The organism is Delftia sp. WSY_22 (assembly GCF_043104185.1).
In the GTDB taxonomy this organism is placed as follows: Bacteria; Pseudomonadota; Gammaproteobacteria; order Burkholderiales; family Burkholderiaceae_C; genus Comamonas; species Comamonas tsuruhatensis.
The window spans coordinates 186,921-205,148 of the sequence record NZ_JBICKN010000035.1 but is presented as its reverse complement, the minus strand read 5'-3'; the positions used below and the strand labels follow the sequence as shown (position 1 = coordinate 205,148).

18 protein-coding genes are annotated in these 18,228 nt (G+C 68.2%); 7 read left to right on the top strand and 11 right to left on the bottom strand.

The window, feature by feature from the left end; genetic code table 11:
* The first annotated feature begins 12 nt into the window (after nt 1-12).
* From ACF8NF_RS18845 to ACF8NF_RS18835, 3 genes are read left to right on the top strand one after another with little or no spacing between them, the layout of a single operon-like run.
* Entirely contained in the window at nt 13-498 is a 486-nt protein-coding gene (locus ACF8NF_RS18845; protein ID WP_012206580.1) for a YajQ family cyclic di-GMP-binding protein, read from the top strand.
* A gap of 36 nt (nt 499-534) precedes the next feature.
* Nucleotides 535-1,200 (top strand): TIGR02281 family clan AA aspartic protease, encoded by a 666-nt coding sequence (locus ACF8NF_RS18840; RefSeq protein ID WP_016451421.1) that lies wholly within the window; start codon nt 535-537, stop codon nt 1,198-1,200.
* A 40-nt stretch (nt 1,201-1,240) separates the two neighbouring features.
* On the top strand, nt 1,241-2,230 hold the full coding sequence (locus tag ACF8NF_RS18835; RefSeq protein ID WP_279494858.1) for an HD domain-containing phosphohydrolase: 990 nt from the start codon (nt 1,241-1,243) through the stop codon (nt 2,228-2,230).
* 37 nt (nt 2,231-2,267) lie between these two features.
* Here the strand turns inward: ACF8NF_RS18835 and ACF8NF_RS18830 are convergent, their stop codons facing one another.
* The 7 genes from ACF8NF_RS18830 to ybaK all read right to left on the bottom strand — a co-directional run bounded on the left by ACF8NF_RS18830 (nt 2,268) and on the right by ybaK (nt 11,182).
* On the bottom strand, nt 2,268-4,028 hold the full coding sequence (locus tag ACF8NF_RS18830; RefSeq protein WP_279494856.1) for an FAD-dependent oxidoreductase: 1,761 nt from the start codon (nt 4,026-4,028) through the stop codon (nt 2,268-2,270).
* Entirely contained in the window at nt 4,007-5,551 is a 1,545-nt protein-coding gene (locus tag ACF8NF_RS18825; RefSeq protein WP_034363641.1) for a polyamine aminopropyltransferase, read from the bottom strand. Before ACF8NF_RS18825 ends, ACF8NF_RS18830 begins: the two co-directional genes overlap by 22 nt.
* Nucleotides 5,552-5,638: 87 nt before the next feature.
* Complete coding sequence (locus ACF8NF_RS18820; protein ID WP_392451027.1) at nt 5,639-7,783, bottom strand: TonB-dependent receptor; 2,145 nt, start codon at nt 7,781-7,783, stop codon at nt 5,639-5,641.
* 187 nt (nt 7,784-7,970) lie between these two features.
* Nucleotides 7,971-8,189 (bottom strand): DUF350 domain-containing protein, encoded by a 219-nt coding sequence (locus ACF8NF_RS18815; RefSeq protein ID WP_016449242.1) that lies wholly within the window; start codon nt 8,187-8,189, stop codon nt 7,971-7,973.
* An 18-nt stretch (nt 8,190-8,207) separates the two neighbouring features.
* Nucleotides 8,208-9,740, bottom strand: a complete 1,533-nt coding sequence (locus tag ACF8NF_RS18810; RefSeq protein ID WP_151019346.1) for a DUF4178 domain-containing protein — start codon at nt 9,738-9,740, stop codon at nt 8,208-8,210.
* Nucleotides 9,741-9,838: 98 nt separating this feature from the next.
* Nucleotides 9,839-10,519 (bottom strand): glycerol-3-phosphate 1-O-acyltransferase PlsY, encoded by a 681-nt coding sequence (gene plsY, locus ACF8NF_RS18805; protein ID WP_016451416.1) that lies wholly within the window; start codon nt 10,517-10,519, stop codon nt 9,839-9,841.
* 168 nt (nt 10,520-10,687) lie between these two features.
* Complete coding sequence (gene ybaK / locus ACF8NF_RS18800) at nt 10,688-11,182, bottom strand: Cys-tRNA(Pro) deacylase (RefSeq protein ID WP_012206589.1); 495 nt, start codon at nt 11,180-11,182, stop codon at nt 10,688-10,690.
* Nucleotides 11,183-11,239: 57 nt separating this feature from the next.
* Here ybaK and ACF8NF_RS18795 point away from each other — a divergent pair, with 57 nt between their 5' ends.
* From ACF8NF_RS18795 to ACF8NF_RS18785, 3 genes are read left to right on the top strand one after another with little or no spacing between them, the layout of a single operon-like run.
* The gene (locus ACF8NF_RS18795) at nt 11,240-11,788 is read left to right on the top strand and encodes a DUF2975 domain-containing protein (protein WP_016449239.1); all 549 of its coding nucleotides are present in this window, start codon (nt 11,240-11,242) and stop codon (nt 11,786-11,788) included.
* A 2-nt stretch (nt 11,789-11,790) separates the two neighbouring features.
* On the top strand, nt 11,791-12,006 hold the full coding sequence (locus ACF8NF_RS18790; RefSeq protein WP_013801570.1) for a helix-turn-helix transcriptional regulator: 216 nt from the start codon (nt 11,791-11,793) through the stop codon (nt 12,004-12,006).
* On the top strand, nt 12,003-12,623 hold the full coding sequence (locus tag ACF8NF_RS18785; protein ID WP_392451026.1) for a hypothetical protein: 621 nt from the start codon (nt 12,003-12,005) through the stop codon (nt 12,621-12,623). Before ACF8NF_RS18790 ends, ACF8NF_RS18785 begins: the two co-directional genes overlap by 4 nt.
* 37 nt (nt 12,624-12,660) lie before the next feature.
* On the opposite strand, the gene ACF8NF_RS18780 is transcribed toward ACF8NF_RS18785, so the two are convergent.
* From ACF8NF_RS18780 to ACF8NF_RS18770, 3 genes are all read right to left on the bottom strand, one after another.
* On the bottom strand, nt 12,661-13,722 hold the full coding sequence (locus ACF8NF_RS18780) for an aldo/keto reductase (protein ID WP_034347720.1): 1,062 nt from the start codon (nt 13,720-13,722) through the stop codon (nt 12,661-12,663).
* A gap of 104 nt (nt 13,723-13,826) precedes the next feature.
* The gene (gene hppD / locus ACF8NF_RS18775; protein WP_016449235.1) at nt 13,827-14,921 is read right to left on the bottom strand and encodes a 4-hydroxyphenylpyruvate dioxygenase; all 1,095 of its coding nucleotides are present in this window, start codon (nt 14,919-14,921) and stop codon (nt 13,827-13,829) included.
* A gap of 21 nt (nt 14,922-14,942) precedes the next feature.
* Nucleotides 14,943-16,367, bottom strand: a complete 1,425-nt coding sequence (locus ACF8NF_RS18770; protein ID WP_016451412.1) for an amino acid permease — start codon at nt 16,365-16,367, stop codon at nt 14,943-14,945.
* A gap of 320 nt (nt 16,368-16,687) precedes the next feature.
* Between ACF8NF_RS18770 and ACF8NF_RS18765 the strand changes: the two genes are divergently transcribed.
* Entirely contained in the window at nt 16,688-17,335 is a 648-nt protein-coding gene (locus ACF8NF_RS18765) for a TetR/AcrR family transcriptional regulator (RefSeq protein ID WP_016449233.1), read from the top strand.
* Here ACF8NF_RS18765 and ACF8NF_RS18760 read toward each other — a convergent pair.
* Entirely contained in the window at nt 17,308-18,219 is a 912-nt protein-coding gene (locus ACF8NF_RS18760; protein WP_061287831.1) for a LysR family transcriptional regulator, read from the bottom strand. The two genes, ACF8NF_RS18765 and ACF8NF_RS18760, sit on opposite strands and share 28 nt — an antisense overlap.
* Nucleotides 18,220-18,228: the final 9 nt, after the last annotated feature.

The following is an 18,228-nucleotide window of genomic DNA, read 5'->3' as shown; positions in this document are numbered from 1 at the left end:
GAAATATTTGCCATGCCTTCTTTTGACACCGTGTGCGAAGCCGACTTCGTCGAAGTGAAGAACGCCGTGGAGAACACCGCCAAGGAAATCGGCACACGCTTCGACTTCAAGGGCACCTCGGCCGCCATCGAGCTCAAGGACAAGGAAATCACGCTGTTCGGCGATGCCGACTTCCAGTTGCAGCAGGTCGAGGACATCCTGCGCAACAAGCTGACCAAGCGCAGCGTGGACGTGCGCTTCCTGGACATCCAGAAGGCCCAGAAGATCGGCGGCGACAAGCTCAAGCAGACCATCAAGGTCAAGAACGGCATCGAGGCCGAGCTGGGCAAGAAGCTGCAAAAGCTGATCAAGGACAGCAAGCTCAAGGTGCAGGCCGCCATCCAGGGCGACGCCGTGCGCGTCACCGGCGCCAAGCGCGACGACCTGCAGGCCGCCATGGCCCTGATCCGCAAGGACCTGGCCGACCATCCCCTGTCCTTCAACAACTTCCGCGACTGATCGCCTGGCACCCGCCTCTGCGCCACAAGCCACCCCATGCGCCACCTACGTGCCGTACTTCTGAGCCTGGCCGCAGCGGCCGCGCTGGCTCCACCGTCGGCGACGGCGCAGTCCGTGGCGCTCAGCGGCGTGCTGGGCAGCAAGGCCTTGCTGGTCATAGACGGCGGCACGCCGCGCGCGCTGGCGGCGGGCGAAAGCCTGCAGGACGTGCGCGTGCTGCAGGTATCGGGTGACACGGCCGAGGTGGAAATCAAGGGCCGCCGCCAGACATTGCGCCTGGGCGAGGCGCCCATCAGCCTGGGCGGCCGGGGCGCGGCGGCGGGCGATCCCGCGCTCGGCCGGCGCGTGGTGCTCAAGGCCGACAACCGGGGGCACTTCATCGAACGCGGCCAGATCAATGGCAAGACCATGGTCTACATGGTGGACACGGGCGCCAGCTCGGTCGCCATCGGCCGGTCCGACGCCGAACGCATGGGCCTGCCCTTTCTCAAGGGCCAGCCGGTGATGATGCGCACCGCCAACGGCGATGCCCAGGGCTGGCGCCTGCGGCTGGATTCGGTGCGCGTGGGCGATGTCGAGGTCTTCGGTGTGGACGCCGTGGTCGCCCCTCTTCCCATGCCCTATGTGCTGCTGGGCAACAGCTTTCTTGCCCACGTCCAGATGACCCGCCAGGGCAGCGAGATGGTGCTGGAGCGGCGCTGATACGGCCTGCATGCGCCCCGCTTCCCGCCCCCCGCCAACGATGAGCCGACGCCCCGACGATTCCTACGAAGACCTGCTGGGCCTGTGGTCCGACCTGGAGGCCGCACTGTCCGTGCTGCTGTCCGCGCCGCTGCAGGTGCAGGGCTTCCTGGTCAAGCTGCAGCAGATCGACCTGTGGCTGCAGGAGCTGATCGCCCACGACAGCGATGCCGCGCTGTACCTGATGTTCCAGCGCGCCTGCTCGTCCACCGTGGGCTACAGCGCCTCCCATGCCCTGGTCTGCGCCTGCCTGTGCCATGTGCTGGCGCGCGAGCTGCGCCTGGACGAGTCCGAACACCGCACCCTGGTGTATGGCGCACTGACCATGAACATCGGCATGAACGCGCTCCAGGACGAACTGGCGCTGCAGCGCGAGCCGCTGACCCCCGCCCAGCAGCAGGCCGTGCAGCGCCACCCGCTGCACAGCCAGGCCCTGCTGGCGCGGCTGTTCGTCAACGATGCGCTGTGGCTGGAGCTGGTGGGCCACCACCACGAGGCCGTGCCGCAGCAGCCGCTGTCCACGCTGGCGCCCGTGCAGCGGCTGGTCCGCATCCTGGGCACGGTGGACCGCTACGCCGCCCTGATCAGCCCGCGCAAGTCACGCGAAGGCCGCAGCGCCGCCGAGTCGCTGCGCGCGCTCACCCAGCAGCAGCGCTACTCCGACGAGGTGGGCTTCGCGCTGGTGCGCGCCGTGGGCCTGTGCCCGCCGGGCACCTATGTGCGGCTGGACAACGGTGACATCGCCGTGGTGCTGCGCCGTGGCGAGCCGCCGCAGCCGCCGCTGGTGGCCAGCGTGATCGGCGCCGACGGCGCGAGCCTGTATCCGCCCGTCATCCATGAAGGCGAGGACGGCCCCCGCATCCGCTCAGCGCTGGCGCGCGCCGCCATCACGCTGGAGCTGGACCCGCGCACGCTGGCCCAGCTGGGCGTGCTGGCCGCACGCGGCAGCCAGTCGCTGTACCGCATGGTGCAGATGCCGGGCAACATCTGAAGCGCCTGCCACGCGCATGTGGCCACCGCGAACAGCCTCAGGTCCGCGCGCCAGCCCACAGGCCCGCATGGTGGCCACGCGTGAAGGCCTCCTCCAGTACCGAGTAGCCGGCCCAGTCGGAATGTGCGAACCACAGGCGGCGCGTGCCCGGCGTGGGCAGCAGGGCCACGCGCTCGCCGGCGCACAGCGCGCTGCGCCCCCGGTGCAGCGACTGCAGCGCCACCTGGCTGAGCAGCTGCTGGTCACCGGGCCGGGGTATGGCCATGGCGTGGCCGTAGCGCGTGATCTCCATGCGCGTGGCCTTGTGCAGCAGGTCGGGATGGGGGACGAGCAGGCTGCCGACGATGCGGTCCCGCCAGAAGCCGAAGGGCTGGCCCAGCAGTTGGGCGCGCCCGTCAGGCCAGTCGCCCAGCGCCTGGTAGTAGCTGAGCACCGTGGGCCGGGGCGTGAGCCGGTCCAGGCCCTGGTGGCCCGCGTCCACATAGCCCAGGCCGCCCGCATTCGGATCGGCAAACAGCACGTTGTCCCAGGCCGGATCGGCGCCGGGCCGGTCGGCCAACGGCCGCTGCAGATGGATGTTGGCCACCAGCCAGGGCGCCCAGTCCAGCCGGCCGGCCACCGCGCGCAGGAAGTCCGGCGCATCGCGCACCACGCGTGCCGCGATGAAGCTGGGCAGGGCCACGATGCAGCGCGCGGCCAGCCAGCGCTCGTGCTGCTGGCGACCGTGGTGGTAGACGTCGATCTCCACGCCATCGGCACTCTCGGCAATGGATAGCACGCTGCAATCGGTCTGCAGGTCGGTGGAGCCCAGCCCGGCCACCAGTTGCTGCGACAGCCAGCCATTGCCCTGGGGCCAGGTCAGCACGGCATCACCCGTGTCTTCGGGCGTGCGCTCATCCTGGCGGCGCGGGGCCGAGAAGCCGTGGCGGCTGGCGAAATAGTGCAGGCCCGCCCAGGCCGACACCCGCGCCAGGCCCGCGCCGAAATCGTCGCGGCAGCAGTACTCCAGATACCAGATCAGCTGCGCATCATCGATGCCCTGCTGGACCAGCCAGGCCTGCATGGTCTGGCCGTCCAGCGCGGCATGGGCGGCGGGCAGCCGGCCCTGGCGCTGCCAGACGCGGATGGACGGCATGGCAAAGGGCGCCCTGTCCATCTCCTGGGCCACGCTGCGCGCAAAGAGTTCGTACTGCGCCAGCGTGCGCGGCGCCACGCCATCGACGGGCAGCAGGCCCTCATGCCAGGCGCCCTGCCAGAACAGGCGCTCCTGCGGGCTGTGGCACAGATGGCGCTCGTCGTACTGCCAGCGGCCTGCGCGGCGCTGGCGCAGGCCCAGGGCTTCGAGCCAGTCCTGGACCTCGGATGCATCGTCGCCAGGCAAGGGCAGATAGTGGGCGCCCAAAGGACAGGCCAGCCCGGACATGCTGCCGCCCTGGCTGTTTCCGCCCATGGCCGGCTGCGTGTCCAGCAGTGCCACACCCTGCACCCCCGACAGCTCCAGCGCCCGCGCAGCCGCCAGGCCCGCCATGCCGCCACCGGCGATCACCACGTTGGCGCGGTGCACCACGGCCGGCGCCGGCAGCGCCAGGCCCTGGCCCAATCGCTGCCAGAACGCGCGCAAGGCATGGCCGCGCTCCAGCGCCACGCCGCTGAAGCCACCAGGCAGGTCTTCCAGACGAGGCGGCGTTGGCGTGCAGCCGACCAGGCCTGCGGCCGCACCGCCGGCCAGGCCCTGCAGCCATTGGCGCCGGCTCCACAAAGACGGGCGGTCGGGGCTCAACGCTCCACCCTGCCCCATTCGCGTTCGTAGGTATTGACCAGCACCTGGTTGGACAGGCGGTTGACCTCGGCCGGCACACGCGCCATGTCCAGCGGAAAGTCGAACATCAGCGCCATGGTCTGCGCGCTCAGAAAGCGCAGGCCCGCAGGCAGCGCATCGGGCTCGCGCCAGGGCCGGTGGCTGGCGATGACGAAGCCCCACTCGCCAAAGCTGGGCACATGGGCGTGGTAGGGCGTGGCCTGCAGGCCGATGGATTCGATGGTCTGCACCACGGTCCAGTAGCTCTTGCGCGCTATCAGGGGCGACGTGGTCTGCACCACGGCGTAGCCGCTGGCGGCCAGGCGCTTGTCCAGCAAGGCATAGAAGCTGTTGGTGAACAGCTTGCCGATGGCGAAATTGGTCGGGTCGGGGAAATCGACGATGACCACGTCGAAGGTGTCCCCGCCCTGCTGCAGCCAGTGGAAGGCATCGGTGTTGACGATGCGCACGCGCGCATCGCTGAGCGCATCGCCGTTGAGCCGGCGCAGCATGGCGTTGTCCTTGAACAGGTCGGTCATGGCCGGGTCCAGTTCCACCAGGGTGACCGACTCCACCGAGGGGTACTTGAGCACCTCGCGCACGGCCATGCCGTCGCCGCCGCCCAGCACGGCCACGCGCTTGGGCGCGCCATGCGCGGCCATCACGGGATGGACCAGGGCCTCGTGGTAGCGGTACTCGTCGCCTTGCGCGAACTGCAGGTTGCCATTGAGGTACAGCCGCGCGCCCTGGCGTCCCTGCGTCACCACGATGCGCTGGTAGGGCGAGCTGCTGGAGAGCACGATGCGGTCCTGGTAGAAATGGTCGTCGGCCAGGCGCGTCAGATGGTCGGCTCCCCAGATGCCCGTGCCCAGCAGGGCCAGCACGGCCGCGCAGGCCAGGGCATGGGCGCGCGGGCGCCGCAGTTCATGCCGAAACAGCAGCAGCGCCCAGACCGCCACCGCCGCGTTCATGAAGCCGAACAGCAGCCCCGTGCGCACCAGGCCCAGCTTGGGCACCAGCAGCAGCGGAAATGCCAGCGACACGGCCAGCGCCCCCAGGTAGTCGAAGGTCAGCACCTGGGACACCAGGTCCTTGAGCGTCACATTGCGCTTGAGGATGCGCATCACCAGCGGAATCTCCAGCCCCACCAGCGTGCCCACCACCAGCACCATGCCGTACAGCAGGAACCGGAACGCGCCGGGCGCGTAGGCATTGGCAATGAACAGCGTGGCCGGCAACGCACCGCCGATCAGGGCCACCATCAGCTCGATGCGCAGAAAGTGCGCAGGCAGGTGGTCCTCGAAATAGCGCGACAGCCAGGAGCCTATGCCCATGGCGAACAGGTAGCTGCCGATGATGGTGGAGAACTGCAGGACGGAATCGCCCAGCAGATAGGAAGCCAGCGCGCCCGCAGCCAACTCATAGAGCAGGCCGCAGGCCGCGATCACGAAGACGCTGACCAGCAGGGCGATGTCGATGGGGCGCGCCGGCTGCGCGCCGGCAAGAGAGGCTGAGGTTTGCACGGCCGGTATTGTGCGCGATGCGCCCCCCGTGTGCGCGAGAGGCGCCGTGCAACGGGAGAAGGCGCCGCGCGCCTCCTGGGGGTTCCGTCAGAACTGGTAGTTGGCGCTGACCAGCACGCTGCGCGGTGCGCCCGGCATGGAGCTGGAGCGCCAGTACTGCTTGTCGAACAGGTTGGACAGGGCCACGGTCACGGTCCAGGCGTCCTGGCGCCAGCCCACCAGCGCATCCCAGCGCGAGTAGCCGGGCAGGATGGCCGTGTTGGCGGCGTTGGTGAAGCGGCTGCCCGTGTAGGTCACGCCGACTTCGCCGTACCAGGGTCCCTTGGGCGCATAGCGCAGGAACAGGTTGCCGTTGCGCTTGGCCGTGTCACGCAGGTACAGGCCGACGTTGGCGGGGTTTTGCGCGTCTTCAGCCACCTTGGCCTCCATGAAGGCCACGCCGCCGCGCACATACCAGGAATTGGCCACGCGGCCGGCCGCGCTGAACTCGATGCCGCGCGAACGGTCCTTGCCCCGGATGGCCCAGATGTAGGGATCATTCTCGGGATCGGGGCGGTAGCGGATGTTGTACTTCTCCAGCTGGTAGACGGAGACCTGGGTGGACAGCGCACCGCCCAGCCAGTCGCTCTTGACGCCGACCTCGGACTGGCGCGAGTACTGGGGCTCGTCGTCCGGCACCGCGCCCACGGCGGTTTCCACGGTCAGGATGCCGCGCCCGCCATAGGGCGAGTAGCTCTTGTTCCAGGACGCATAGAAGCTGTGCTCGCGCACCGGCTGCCACACCACGCCCACGCGCGGGCTGAAGCCGTTGCCGTCGGTCTTGCGCGTGAGGTTGGCGATCTTGTTGGTGCTCTGGAAGTCATAGCTGTCGTAGCGCAGGCCCAACAGCAGCTTCCACTGTTCGGTCAGGCTGACCAGGTCCTGCATGTACAGCGCCTGGCCCTTGCCCTTGTGATAGTTGTCCTGGGTCGGCTTGCCCTGCGCCGGACGGCTGGGCCAGACGATGGGCTGCAACGGTTCATAGGCGAAGGTGCTGCCGGGCTGGCCGACGCGCGGCGCGCGCTCTTCCTCGCTGGCCTCCAGGCCCACCAGCAGATCGTGCCGGATGCTGCCCGTGCTGAACTTGCCCGTCAGGTCCAGCGTGTTGGACAGCGTGGTGTTGCGGGTCTGCTGCCAGGCGTAGTTGGGCGTGATCTTGCCGGTCGCGGCACGGTAGGTGCCGGCGAAGTAGTGGTCGAAATCCTGGCTGGCCTCGCGCTTGCTGGCCACCCAGCGCAGACTCCAGCGGTTGTTGAAGTCGTAGGACAGGTCGGAGCGCAGCACGCGCAGGCGGTCTTCCACATAGTCGCCCGGCGCCGCAAAGCCCTTGCGGATGGAGACACCGGCCGGCAGCTGGTCATAGACCGGACCGCGATCGGGCACGCGCCAGACGTTGTCATAGGTGTACTGGCCGGTCCAGCGCCAGCCCGTGCGCGAGTCCACCAGGATGCTGGGCGAGACCATCTCGTTGCGGTTGCGTATGCCTTCGCGGAAGCTGTGGGCCTGCTCGCGGTCGGCCGTCAGTCGCACGGCCACGTTCTCGTTGAGCACGCGGTTGATGTCGATGGTGCCGCCCACGTTGTCCCAGGAGCCGCCGCGCAGCGTGATGCTGCTCTTGGCATCGAAACGCGCCTGCTTGCTCACCATGTTGACCACGCCGCCGCCTGCGCTGCGGCCATAGAGCACCGAGGCCGGGCCCTTGAGGATCTCGATGCGCTCCACATTGGCGGTGCTGCGGCGTACCTGGCCGCTCTCGCGCACGCCGTCGCGGTAGATGTCGCTCTCGTCGGCCTTGAAGCCTCGGATGTACACGCCTTCGCCGCGCATGTCATAGCTGGTGTTCACGCCGGGAACGCCGTCCAGCATGGTGGCCAGGTCGTTGATGCCGTAGCTCTTGTACTTGTTGACCTCCAGCGTGTCGATGGTCTGCGGGATGTCCTTGGGCGCCAGGTAGGTCTTGGTCGCCGTGGTCACGCCTTCGGGCCGCACGTCGTCAGGGTCGTACTGGGAGGCGTTGACCTGCAGCGTGGGCAGGGTGTGGGCCTGTTGAGGCTGCGTCTGCGTCTGTGCCTTGGCCGGATCGGCTGGGGCGGCCTCCTGGGCATGGACCGCACCCGCCAGCGCGGTGGTGATGATGCCAGCGGTCACACCCACTGAAAGCCTTGCCCTGCGGGCAGCTTGATGGTCTGTCATGGAAACCCTCTCTTCGAATGAAGGGGGCGATTTTATTTAGAATGCAAACGAATATCATTTGCAAACTCACTATCAACAAGGAATTTGTTGCAACGCAGCAACGCCGCCATGCGCAGCGCAGCCGCACCTTTTCAGGCGGGCTGCGTGTCGGCAGGAGATGGGGAATGCAGGGGCCAGGCGGCCCCGTTCAGTGGATGGCGGCAGCGACGATGATGCTGATGCCCAGGCACATGGCGGCCACCACCATGGCCAGCGCCTTGTTGTGCTTCTCGACGATCTCGGCCCACATGTCCACGGGTGTGATCTTGTCGATGATGAAGAAGCACAGCCAGAACACCACCACGCCCACCAGCGCATAGAGGATCGAGCCGAAGAAGGCGGCGGGGTTGAGCCAGTCGAAGTTCATGATCAGTTTCTCCGTTGTTTACTTGTGGCTGCCGCCCGAGGTGTAGCCACCCCAGGAGCCGCCGCTGCTGCGGGTGTAGCTGTTGCAGTTGGCGTCGGTATTGGGGTCGCAGTTGGGGCGCGATGCGCAGCCGCGCAAGGTGACGAACACCAGCCAGAGGATGAGCAGCCCGATGATGATGGTCCACAGCCCGAAGCGGCTGCCCGACATCACGCCGACCTGCGAGCGGTCACGCAACTGCTTGAGGCCGAAGGCCATTGCCAGCGTGGTTGCCGAGACGGCGCTGCCATGCGACCAGGTGGTCTCGCCGCTCTCGGTCTCGCTGGCCAGGAAGGCCTTGTTCTGCGCGCCTGCGCTCACATAGTCCACATTGCGCGTGGTCTGGCCGCGCTGCACGGGCCAGTAGAACTCGCCCAGGGCGTAGGTGGTCTCGGCCGTGTAGCGCGATTCAAGCTGGTACTGCCGGCCCATGTACTTGGCCGTGCTGCGGTTCTTGGAGAGCTTGGGCACGCCCGTGGTCACGCGGGCCATGCTCCAGCCATCGGAGGAATCGACCAGGAATGCGAAGCCGGCCTTCTGGTTGAACAGCAGGTACTCCTCCCAGCCAAAGCTCTCGTCGTCGCCAGGCTCCTGGCCCATGCGGTGCTGAAAGCCCACCACCTGCCATTGCTGGCCTTCCAGCACACCCTTGCTGCCCAGCGGGATGGCCGGGCGCACGGGCTCGTTCTGTTCCGCATAGGCCAATTCCTTGCCAATGCCCTGGCTCAGGTCCACCAGCGATCCGCAGCTGGGGCAGCTCAGGCTCTTGGTGGTGGAAAAGCGCACGGGCACCACGGCGCCGCACTTGGGGCAGTTGAAGTGCCGGCCCTGCTCACCCTTGAGCGAGGCGCCGTCGCGCAGCCCCTGCATCCTGAGGTCGTCCAGCACCACGCGCTCGCCCAGGCTCAGCGCGGGCGGCTGGACGGAGAAGTCCACGGACAGCACCTGGCCCTGCTCGCTGCGCAGCTCCACCAGCCGGTACGGTGTGCCGGGCTCGGGCAGCTGCGCCAGCTCGCCCTGGGCCGATACCAGCCGCGCGTTCTGCACGCTGCTGACCGTGAAGCTCTTGCCGCCCAGCACACGCTGCGAACCCAGCAGCCAGTCGGAGGCCTTGAACGACCCGTTGCGCAGGGCCTCGGCCTCCCAGGGCCAGGACCAGACGAACTGGCCGTTGTCCTCGCTCAGGAAGCCCAGCGCGCCATCGCTGAACGCGGCCACCCATTCGCTCCAGGCGCCCGCCTCGCTCTTGAGCTGCAGCCGCCCGACCAGGGTGAAGTGCTCGGGCTTGCCGTTGCGCAGCATCTGGCCCGTGGCGCCGATGCGCAGGGGGCTGTAGTCCTCGAAGACCTCGGCCATGGAGCCACGGCGCTGCAGCACATCGCCCTGGCGCACCACGGTGCTGCGGCAGAACTCGCAGACGGCATAGCTGGCCTGGGCGCTGGCAAATTCCACGGGCGCGCCGCAGCCGGGGCATGGTGCGCGGTATACGCGCTGCGATGGACTGGATGCCATGTGTGAAGGTCGTCAGTGAAGAGAGGGCCTGGAGCGTGACCGGCCGGCCACGCCCCGCACGCAAGCTGCGCCCGTGGTGCGCAGCGCGGCGGCGACGGTCAATGCGGCTTGCCTTTGGCCGTGCCGGGCTTGGCCGCGGCGGCTGCCGGGTCGGCCTTTTTGCTGCCCAGCCTGGATTCCTTGCCGGCCATCAGGCGCTGGATGTTCTCGCGGTGGCGCCAGATCAGCAGGGCCGCCATGGCGACGATGGCGGCGGCAATCGGTGTCTCGGCATACCAGACCACGCCGCTGCACAGCAGGTAGTAGACGGGAGCGAACACGGAGGCCACCAGGGCCGCCAGCGAGGAATAGCGGAAGAACACGGCAATGATCAGCCAGGTCAGCGCCACCGCCAGGCCCAGCCAGACGCTGATGCCCAGCAGCACGCCCAGGGCCGTGGCCACGCCCTTGCCGCCCTTGAAGCGGAAGAACACCGGGTACAGGTGGCCCAGGAAGGCAGCCAGCGCCACCATGGCCACCGTGCCATCGCCCATGCCGAAGCGGCTGCCGAACCATTGCACCAGGGCCACGGGCAGCCAGCCCTTGGCGGCGTCCAGCAGCAGGGTGACGGCCGCTGCCGCCTTGCTGCCGGAGCGCAGCACATTGGTGGCACCGGGGTTGCCGCTGCCATAGGTGCGCGGATCATTCAGGCCCATGGCCCGGCTGACGATGACGGCGAACGACAGCGAGCCGATCAGGTAGGCCGCCACGGTGGCGAGAAGGGGGTAGAGCGCGTTCAATTGAAGTCCTTGGCCGGTCTGTGGAGCGCCGGCGCGCGATCCGGCCGGCCCTGATGGCCCGCCCTCCCTGATCGCCGACACATGTTTTTCATCAGGACCTGCGCGAACCCGGTGGAGGCGGCGGCCGCCTTCCCGTGGGCGCAAGTCGTGTTCATTTCTTCAGGGCATCTATTCTGCCAGCGCGCAGTGCACGGGCCGTGCATCCAGCAGCTGCACGCAGACCTGCGGGTCCAGCTGCACCAGAAAGCCCCGGCGCCCGCCGTTGATGGCGATGCGCGGCAGCGCCAGGATGCTCTCTTCGATATAGACCGGCATGTCGCGGCGCGTGCCGAAGGGCGAGGTGCCGCCGACCAGGTAGCCGCTGTGGCGGTTGGCCACCTCGGGCTTGCAGGGCTCCACGCTCTTGGCGCCGATCTGCCGCGCCAGGTTCTTGGTGGAGACCTTGCAGTCGCCGTGCATGAGCACGATCAGCGGCCTGGCGTCCTGGTCCTGCATCACCAGGGTCTTGACCACCATGTGCTCGTCCAGCCCCAGGCTGGCCGCGCTGTGCTCGGTGCCGCCGTGTTCCAGGTACTCATAGGGGTGCTCGGTGAACTCCACCTTGTGCGCGCGCAGCAGTTGGGTGGCCGGTGTCTCGCTGACATGAGAGTTTTTCTTGGACATGAATTTTTTATCGTTTTACAATAAATATTTATCGATTCATCAATACAAGGCTGCGCCATGAACTATACGCCCCACGCCGCAGGCAACGCCCTGAGGCGCCACTCCCAGGCGGCGCGCATCCTGATTGCGCTCGGTGCCGTCGCGCTGCTGGCCCTGCCGGCAGCCGCCCTGCTGTCGCCGCAAGATCTTTCGGGCCAGGCGCAAGGCCTGCTGGGCATGCCGCCCGGCCAGCCGCTGGACATGGCTGCGCGCTGGCGCACCGCACTGGTCAGCCTGCTGCCCGTGGGCTGCGGGCTGTATGCGCTGCGCCAGTTGTGGACACTGTTCGGCGAATACCTGCAGGGCCGTGTCTTCGGCCAGCAGGCGCAGCACGCCCTGATGCGCTTTGCCTGGACGGTGCTGGCGGGCGCGCTGGCCCTGCCCTTCACGCGCGCGCTGATGTCGGTGGCCGCCAGCATGGGCAATCCGCCAGGGCAGCGCTTCGTCACGCTGGGCCTGTACTGGCACGATGGCCTGCTGGTCCTGCTCGGCGTGGTGCTGGTCTCCATCGCCCATGTGATGCTGCAGGCGCGGCGCATCGCCGACGAGAACGCGGGCTTCGTCTGAGCATGCCCATCATCGTCCACCTCGATGTGATGCTGGCGCGCCGCAAGATGCGTTCGCGCGAACTGGCCGAGATGGTCGGCATCACCGAACAGAATATTTCCCTGCTCAAGAGCGGCAAGGTGCGCGGCGTGCGCTTCGACACGCTGGAGCGCATCTGCGAGGCGCTCCAGTGCCAGCCCGGCGACCTGCTGGAATGGGTGGCAGGGCCCGAGGCTTGAGCAGCGGACGGCTGCGGCTGATCGCGGGCCTGCTGCTGTCGCTGCTGCTTCATGGGGCGCTGCTGTGGCAGGGTCTGGCCCCGGACAATGCGCGGCCCGGCACCGGGCAGGCCGAGGCCCACCGCCTTCAGGTGGTCTGGGTCGAGACGCCGATGCCGATGCCGACGCCGACGCCGGCCCCCTCTCCTGCTCCAGCGGCTGCCCGGCCCGGACCGGCGCCCGCGCCCGCGCCTGCGCGACGGCCGGACACCGCCGCCGTCGCACCGCCATCAAGGCAAGGCGCAGGGGCTGCAAAGGCCACGGAGCAGGCCGCGACAGCCGCCGCGCAAGCGCCTGTGCTCGCCGACACCGAGGCCGCTCCGGACGCCGCGCGCAGCGCCAGGGCCATGGGCCGCCTGCTGGACTCGGCCGCAGGCCGCGAGGCCGTGCAGTCGGCGGCCCGGCAGGGCCTGGTCAGGCCCCAGATCCCTGCGCAGCGCGAGGACCCGCTGGCCAGCGGCATGCGCGAGGCCGCCCAGGGCGACTGCATGAAGGGCGAGTTCAAGGGCGGCGGCATGGGCCTGCTGAGCCTGCCCATGCTGGCGGCCGCCGCGCTCAAGGGCGAGTGCAGCCGCTGAAGGCGCAGAGCCTAGGCCTATTGCGCAGGGCCGAGGCCTATTGCGCAGGGTCGCGCACTTCCCAGCGGATGGCGTCGATGGCCGACAGCAGTTCGGGCGACAGTTGCGTGCCCCAGGCGTTCAGGTCCTCATCGAGCTGGGCCACCGAGGTCACGCCGATGATGGTGCTGGCCACCTGCCACTTGGTGTAGCAAAACGCCAGCGCCAGCTGCGTGGGCGTCATGCCATGCTCGCGCGCCAGCGCGTTGTAGCGGCGCGCGGCGGCCAGGGCTTCGGGCCGGCCCCAGCGCTGCTTGCGCACGGACTCGTAGCGCGCAATGCGTGCGGCCTGCGGCGCAGCGGGATCGGTGGGCGCATGCACGTCGAACTTGCCCGTGAGCAGGCCGAAGGCCAGCGGCGAATAGGCCAGCAGCGAGACACCCAGGCGGTGGCAGCTTTCATCCATGCCGTTTTCCCAGCTGCGGTTGAGCAGGCAGTAGGCGTTCTGCACCGAGGCCACGCGCGGCAGGCCGTGCTGCTCGGCCAGGCGCACGAATTCGTGCACGCCCCAGGGCGTTTCATTGGACAGGCCGATGTGGCGCACCTTGCCTTCCCGGACCAGGCGGCCCAGCGCCTCGAGCTGCTCGTGGATGCCGGTCTGCGAGCTTTCCTTGGCCGGGTCGTAGTACAGCTGGCCGAAGGCCGGCACGTTGCGCTCGGGCCAGTGGATCTGGTAGAGGTCGATCACGTCCGTGCCCAGGCGGCGCAGGCTGCCTTCGCAGGAGGCGGCGATGTCGGCCGCCGTCATGCCCTTGCCCTCGCGCACCCAGGGCATGCCCCGCGAAGGACCGGCCACCTTGGTGGCCAGCACGACCCTGGCGCGCGCGCCGGGGCGCTGGGCGAACCAGCGGCCGATGATGGTTTCGGTGGCGCCGCAGGTTTCGGCGCGTGCGGGCACGGCATACATCTCGGCCGTGTCGAAGAAGTCCACGCCGCGCTCCAGCGCGCGGTCCATGATGGCAAAGGCCTCGGCCTCGCCGACCTGCTCGCCGAACGTCATGGTGCCCAGGCAGATGGGGCTGACTTGCAATGCGCTTTGACCGAGCGCCACCGGTTGCATCGAGGGGGAATTCATGGGCACCGAGTGTAGGGCCGCCCGTGTTTACCCTGACGACAGCGCGCCCACCCGGCCAGGGCCGGGTGGGCGCGCTGCGTCCGTCGGGATCAGGCGCCCTGCGGTGCCTCGGCCTGCAGCACGCCGCGGTTGATCTGGTCGCGCTCCATGGACTCGAACAGGGCCTTGAAATTGCCTTCGCCGAAGCCCTCGCGGTAGTTGCCCTTGCGCTCGATGAACTCGAAGAACACGGGGCCCAGCATGGGCTGGGAGAAGATCTGCAGCAGCAGGCGCGGCTGGCCGCCCTCGGTCGTGCCGTCCAGCAGGATGCCGCGTGCCTGCAGCTCGCCCACGGGCTGGCCGTGGCCGGGCAGGCGGCCTTCCAGGTTCTGGTAGTAGATGTCGTTGGGCGCGGTCAGCAGCGGAATGCCGGCCATCTGCAGCTGGTCGATGGAGTCCAGCAGGTTGTCCGTCAGCAGCGCGATGTGCTGGATGCCCTCTCCGTTGAACTGCATGAGGAATTCCTCGATCTGGCCGCCGCCCTGGCGCGATTCCTCGTTCAGCGGGATGCGGATCAGGCCGTCGGGCGCCGTCATGGCCTTGGAAGCCAGGCCGGTGTACTCGCCCGAGATGTCGAAGTAGCGGATCTCGCGGAAATTGAACAGCTTGCTGTAGAAGTCCGCCCAGTAGGTCATGCGGCCGCGGTAGACGTTGTGCGTCAGGTGGTCCACCACCTGGAAGCCGTGGCCCTTGGGGTTGCGGTCCACGCCGGGCAGGAACTCGAAGTCGATGTCGTAGATGGACTTGCCTTCGTCGAAGCGGTCGATCAGGTACAGCGGCGCGCCGCCGATGCCCTTGATGGCCGGCAGGCGCAATTCCATCGGGCCGGTGGGAATTTCCACGGGCTGCGCGCCCAGCTCCAGCGCGCGCTTGTAGGCCTGGTGCGCATCCTTGACGCGGAAGGCCAGGCCGCAGGCCGAGGCGCCGTGCTCGGCAGCGAAATAGGCGGCCTGCCCCGGCTCATTGTTGATGATGAAGTTGATGCCTCCCTGGCGGTACAGCAGCACGTTCTTGGAACGGTGCCTGGCCACCAGCGTGAAGCCCAGCTTCTCGAACAGCGGCTCCAGCACGCCGGGCGTGGGCGATGCGAATTCCACGAATTCGAAGCCCATCAGGCCCATCGGGTTGTCGAACAGGTCTGCCATGGTTGGTTCTCCTTGAAGGTTTCAACGGGGGATGTGCGCGGGTTCCAGTACGGATTCCAGCACAGGCGTGGGACGTTGGCGGAACACGAGGCGATAGGCCCCGTACACCACCAGGACCCAGATCGGAATGGCCAGCGCGGAGGACCGCACCGACGGTGTCAGCAGCATCACGCCCACCACCAGGGCCATGGCGGCCAGGCAGATGGCATTGGTCAGCGGCGCGGCCGGTGCGGGAAAGCCCAGCACGGTCCCGCGTGCCGCATGGGCCCGGCGAAAGCGCCAGTGCGCCACGATGATGATGGTCCAGGTGATCACCAGGGCCGCCACGATCAGCGACATCAGCAGCTCCAGCACGCCGGCCGGCGCCACATAGTTCAGCACGATGGCCAGCGCCGTGAAGATGGCCGGATAGACGATGGCCCGCACCGGCACGCCGCGGCGGTTGACCTGCATCAGCGAGCGCGGCGCATTGCCTTCGCTGGCCATGCCGTACAGCAGGCGGCTGTTGCTGTAGACCATGCTGTTGTAGACCGACAGCGTGGCCGTGAGAATCACGAAGTTCAGCAGATGGGCGGCCACGTTCTCGCCCAGGCCCGAGAACACCAGCACGAAGGGGCTGCTGCTGTAGGTGTCGCCGCCGGCCTTGAGCTGGCCCAGCAGGTCGGTCCAGGGCATCAGCGACATCAGCACGGCCATGGAGCCGATGTAGAACACCAGCACGCGGTAGATCAGCTGGTTCACGGCCTTGGGGATGACGGTGCGCGGCTGGTCGGTCTCGGCCGCCGCGAAGCCCAGCATCTCCACGCCACCGAAGGCGAACATGATGAAGGCGAAGGCCATCACCAGGCCTGAGAAGCCGTTGGGGAAGAAGCCGCCGTGCGTCCACAGGTTGCGCACGGTCTGCTCGGGCCGGTCGGCGCTGAACAGCAAATACAGGCCTGCGCCGATCATGGCCATCACGGCCACGATCTTGATCAGCGCGAACCAGAACTCGAACTCGCCATAGGCCTTGACGTTGATGAAGTTCACGCCGTTGATCAGCACGAAGAACACCGCCGCCGTCACCCAGGTGGGTATGCCGGGCCACCAGAACTGGATGAACTTGCCTGCGGCCGTCAGCTCCAGCATGCCCACGAGCACATACAGCGCCACACAGTTCCAGCCCGCCAGAAAGCCCGCGAAGCGGCCCAGGTAGCGGTTGGCGAAATAGCTGAACGAGCCCGCGTTGGGCTCTTCGACCAGCATCTCGCCCAGGAAACGCATGATGAAAAAGATGATCAGCCCGCCAATGGCGTAGCCGAGCAGCACGGACGGGCCGGCCAGCTCGATGATGCCGGCCGAGCCCAGGAACAGGCCCGTGCCGATGGTGCCGCCCAGCGCGATGAGCTGGATGTGGCGGTTCTTGAGCCTGCGCTCCAGATGGCCCTGCGAAGAAGAACTGTGCATCAAGGGGGTGCTCCGGCTCTCAGCAAGGCGCGCGGCGGCGCAGGGGTTGGAACACTTCGGTGGTCTTCACGGCAATGTCTCCTCGTGGGGTGCCTGTTGGAATGCGGGGCCTTGTGCGCCCCTTGTTGATGGGTATCAACTATAAAAAACAATAAATTATTATTTCTTGTAATTTATCCCTATGGACAAGCCCAAGAAGAAGGAGTAGCGAAGGCCATCGACGCATTGCCGCCCGCCATGCCGCACTGCGGCAACGGTTGAACGCCCGCAACAAACAAAAACAATCTACTATTATTTTTTTGCCCTCTGGAGCCCAGAACATGACGACGTCCGCCACGCAGCGGCGCGCACGCACGCCGCAGACCGAGCGTGTGGAGACAACGCAACGCAAGATCATCGACTCCGCCCTGGCGCTGCTGCGCGAGGGCGGCTTCAAGAGCGCCACGCTGCAGGCCATCGCGCGCGGCGCCGATGTGTCGCTGGGCGCGCTGCAGCACCACTTCGAGAGCCGCGATGCGCTGATGGAGCGGCTGGTCATCGAGGTCATGGAGCCGCTGAGCGACCAGGGCACGGTCTGGCCCGACAAGGCCCTGCCCCTGCGCGAGCGTGCCGAGGCCTTCGTCACCCTGGCCTGGGACAACATCTTCGGCGCGGCCAACTACCAGGCGGCCTGGAGCATGTTCTTCGGCTGCAAGGCCTCCCCCTCGCTGTTCGACCGCGTGGACGCGCGCCGGGTACATGTGGACAGCGTGTTCTACACCCGCTTCCTGGACGTCTTCCCCGAGATCGCGGCCCACCATCCCCGCCCCCAGGGCTTTGCGGCCATGGCCTTCGCCATCCTGCGCGGCACCGGCGTACTGGAGCTGTTCGAGGTGGGCGAGCAGGAACGCCAGGGCAGCCTCGATGCGCTGGTCGAGGCCATCGTCCAGGCAGGCACCCCTCAGGCCGGCGGCGGCGCCGCCGCCTGAACCTCGGTCAACCCCCAGACCCTGCGCAGCTGCGACAGCGTGGCCACCAGGGCCGGGTCGTGCTCGGCCTCGCGCGGGTGGATGAAGCCCAGCTGCGCCGACACGCGCGCATGCGGCCAGATGGCCACGCAGCCATGCTCGGCCGCGGCCAGGGCGCGGTCCTCGCGCAGCAGCGCCAAGCCCAGGCCGGCGCGCACCAGGCTCTCGGGCGCGGCGGCGGCATCGCTTTCCACGATCTGATTGGGGCTCAGCCCCTGGCGGGCGAACAGCGCCAGCAGCAGGGCCTGCTCATGGTGCTGCGCTGGCGCGCCGATCCAGGGCAGTTGCGCCAGGTCCTTCCAGCCCGATTGCAGGACGCGCTCGCGCAGCGCGGGCGGCGCCGCCACGCGGTAGTGCAGTGTCTGCAGCACCAGCGCGCCCAAGTCGCGCGGCATGTGGGCGCCGATGTAGAACGCGCCCTGCAGGCCGCCGGCCGCGACCTGCGCGCGCAGCTCCTCGGCCCAGCCATGGCGTGTCTTGATGTCCAGCAGCGGCAGCGCCTCCACCAGGCCATGCAGCAGCGAGCCCAGGCGCAGCGCCTCGGGGTCGGCCACCGTGCCCAGCAGCAGCTGGCCGGTGACCTCGCCCTGCAGCTCGCGGGCCTGGCCCTGCAGCCGTCCTGCCGCATCCAGCACCTGCCGGGCGGGCTCCATCAGGGCCTCGCCGGCCCGCGTGAGGCTGATGCGGCCCGGGCGCCGGTCGAACAGCGCCACGCCCAGCTCTTCCTCCAGCGCCTTGATCTGGGCCGTGATGGCGGGCTGCGTCAGGTGCAGGGCCTCGGCCGTGCGCGTGACGCTGCCCAGCGTGGCCGCCGTGACGTAGGCGCGCAGCTGATACATCTCCATGGGCGGCCA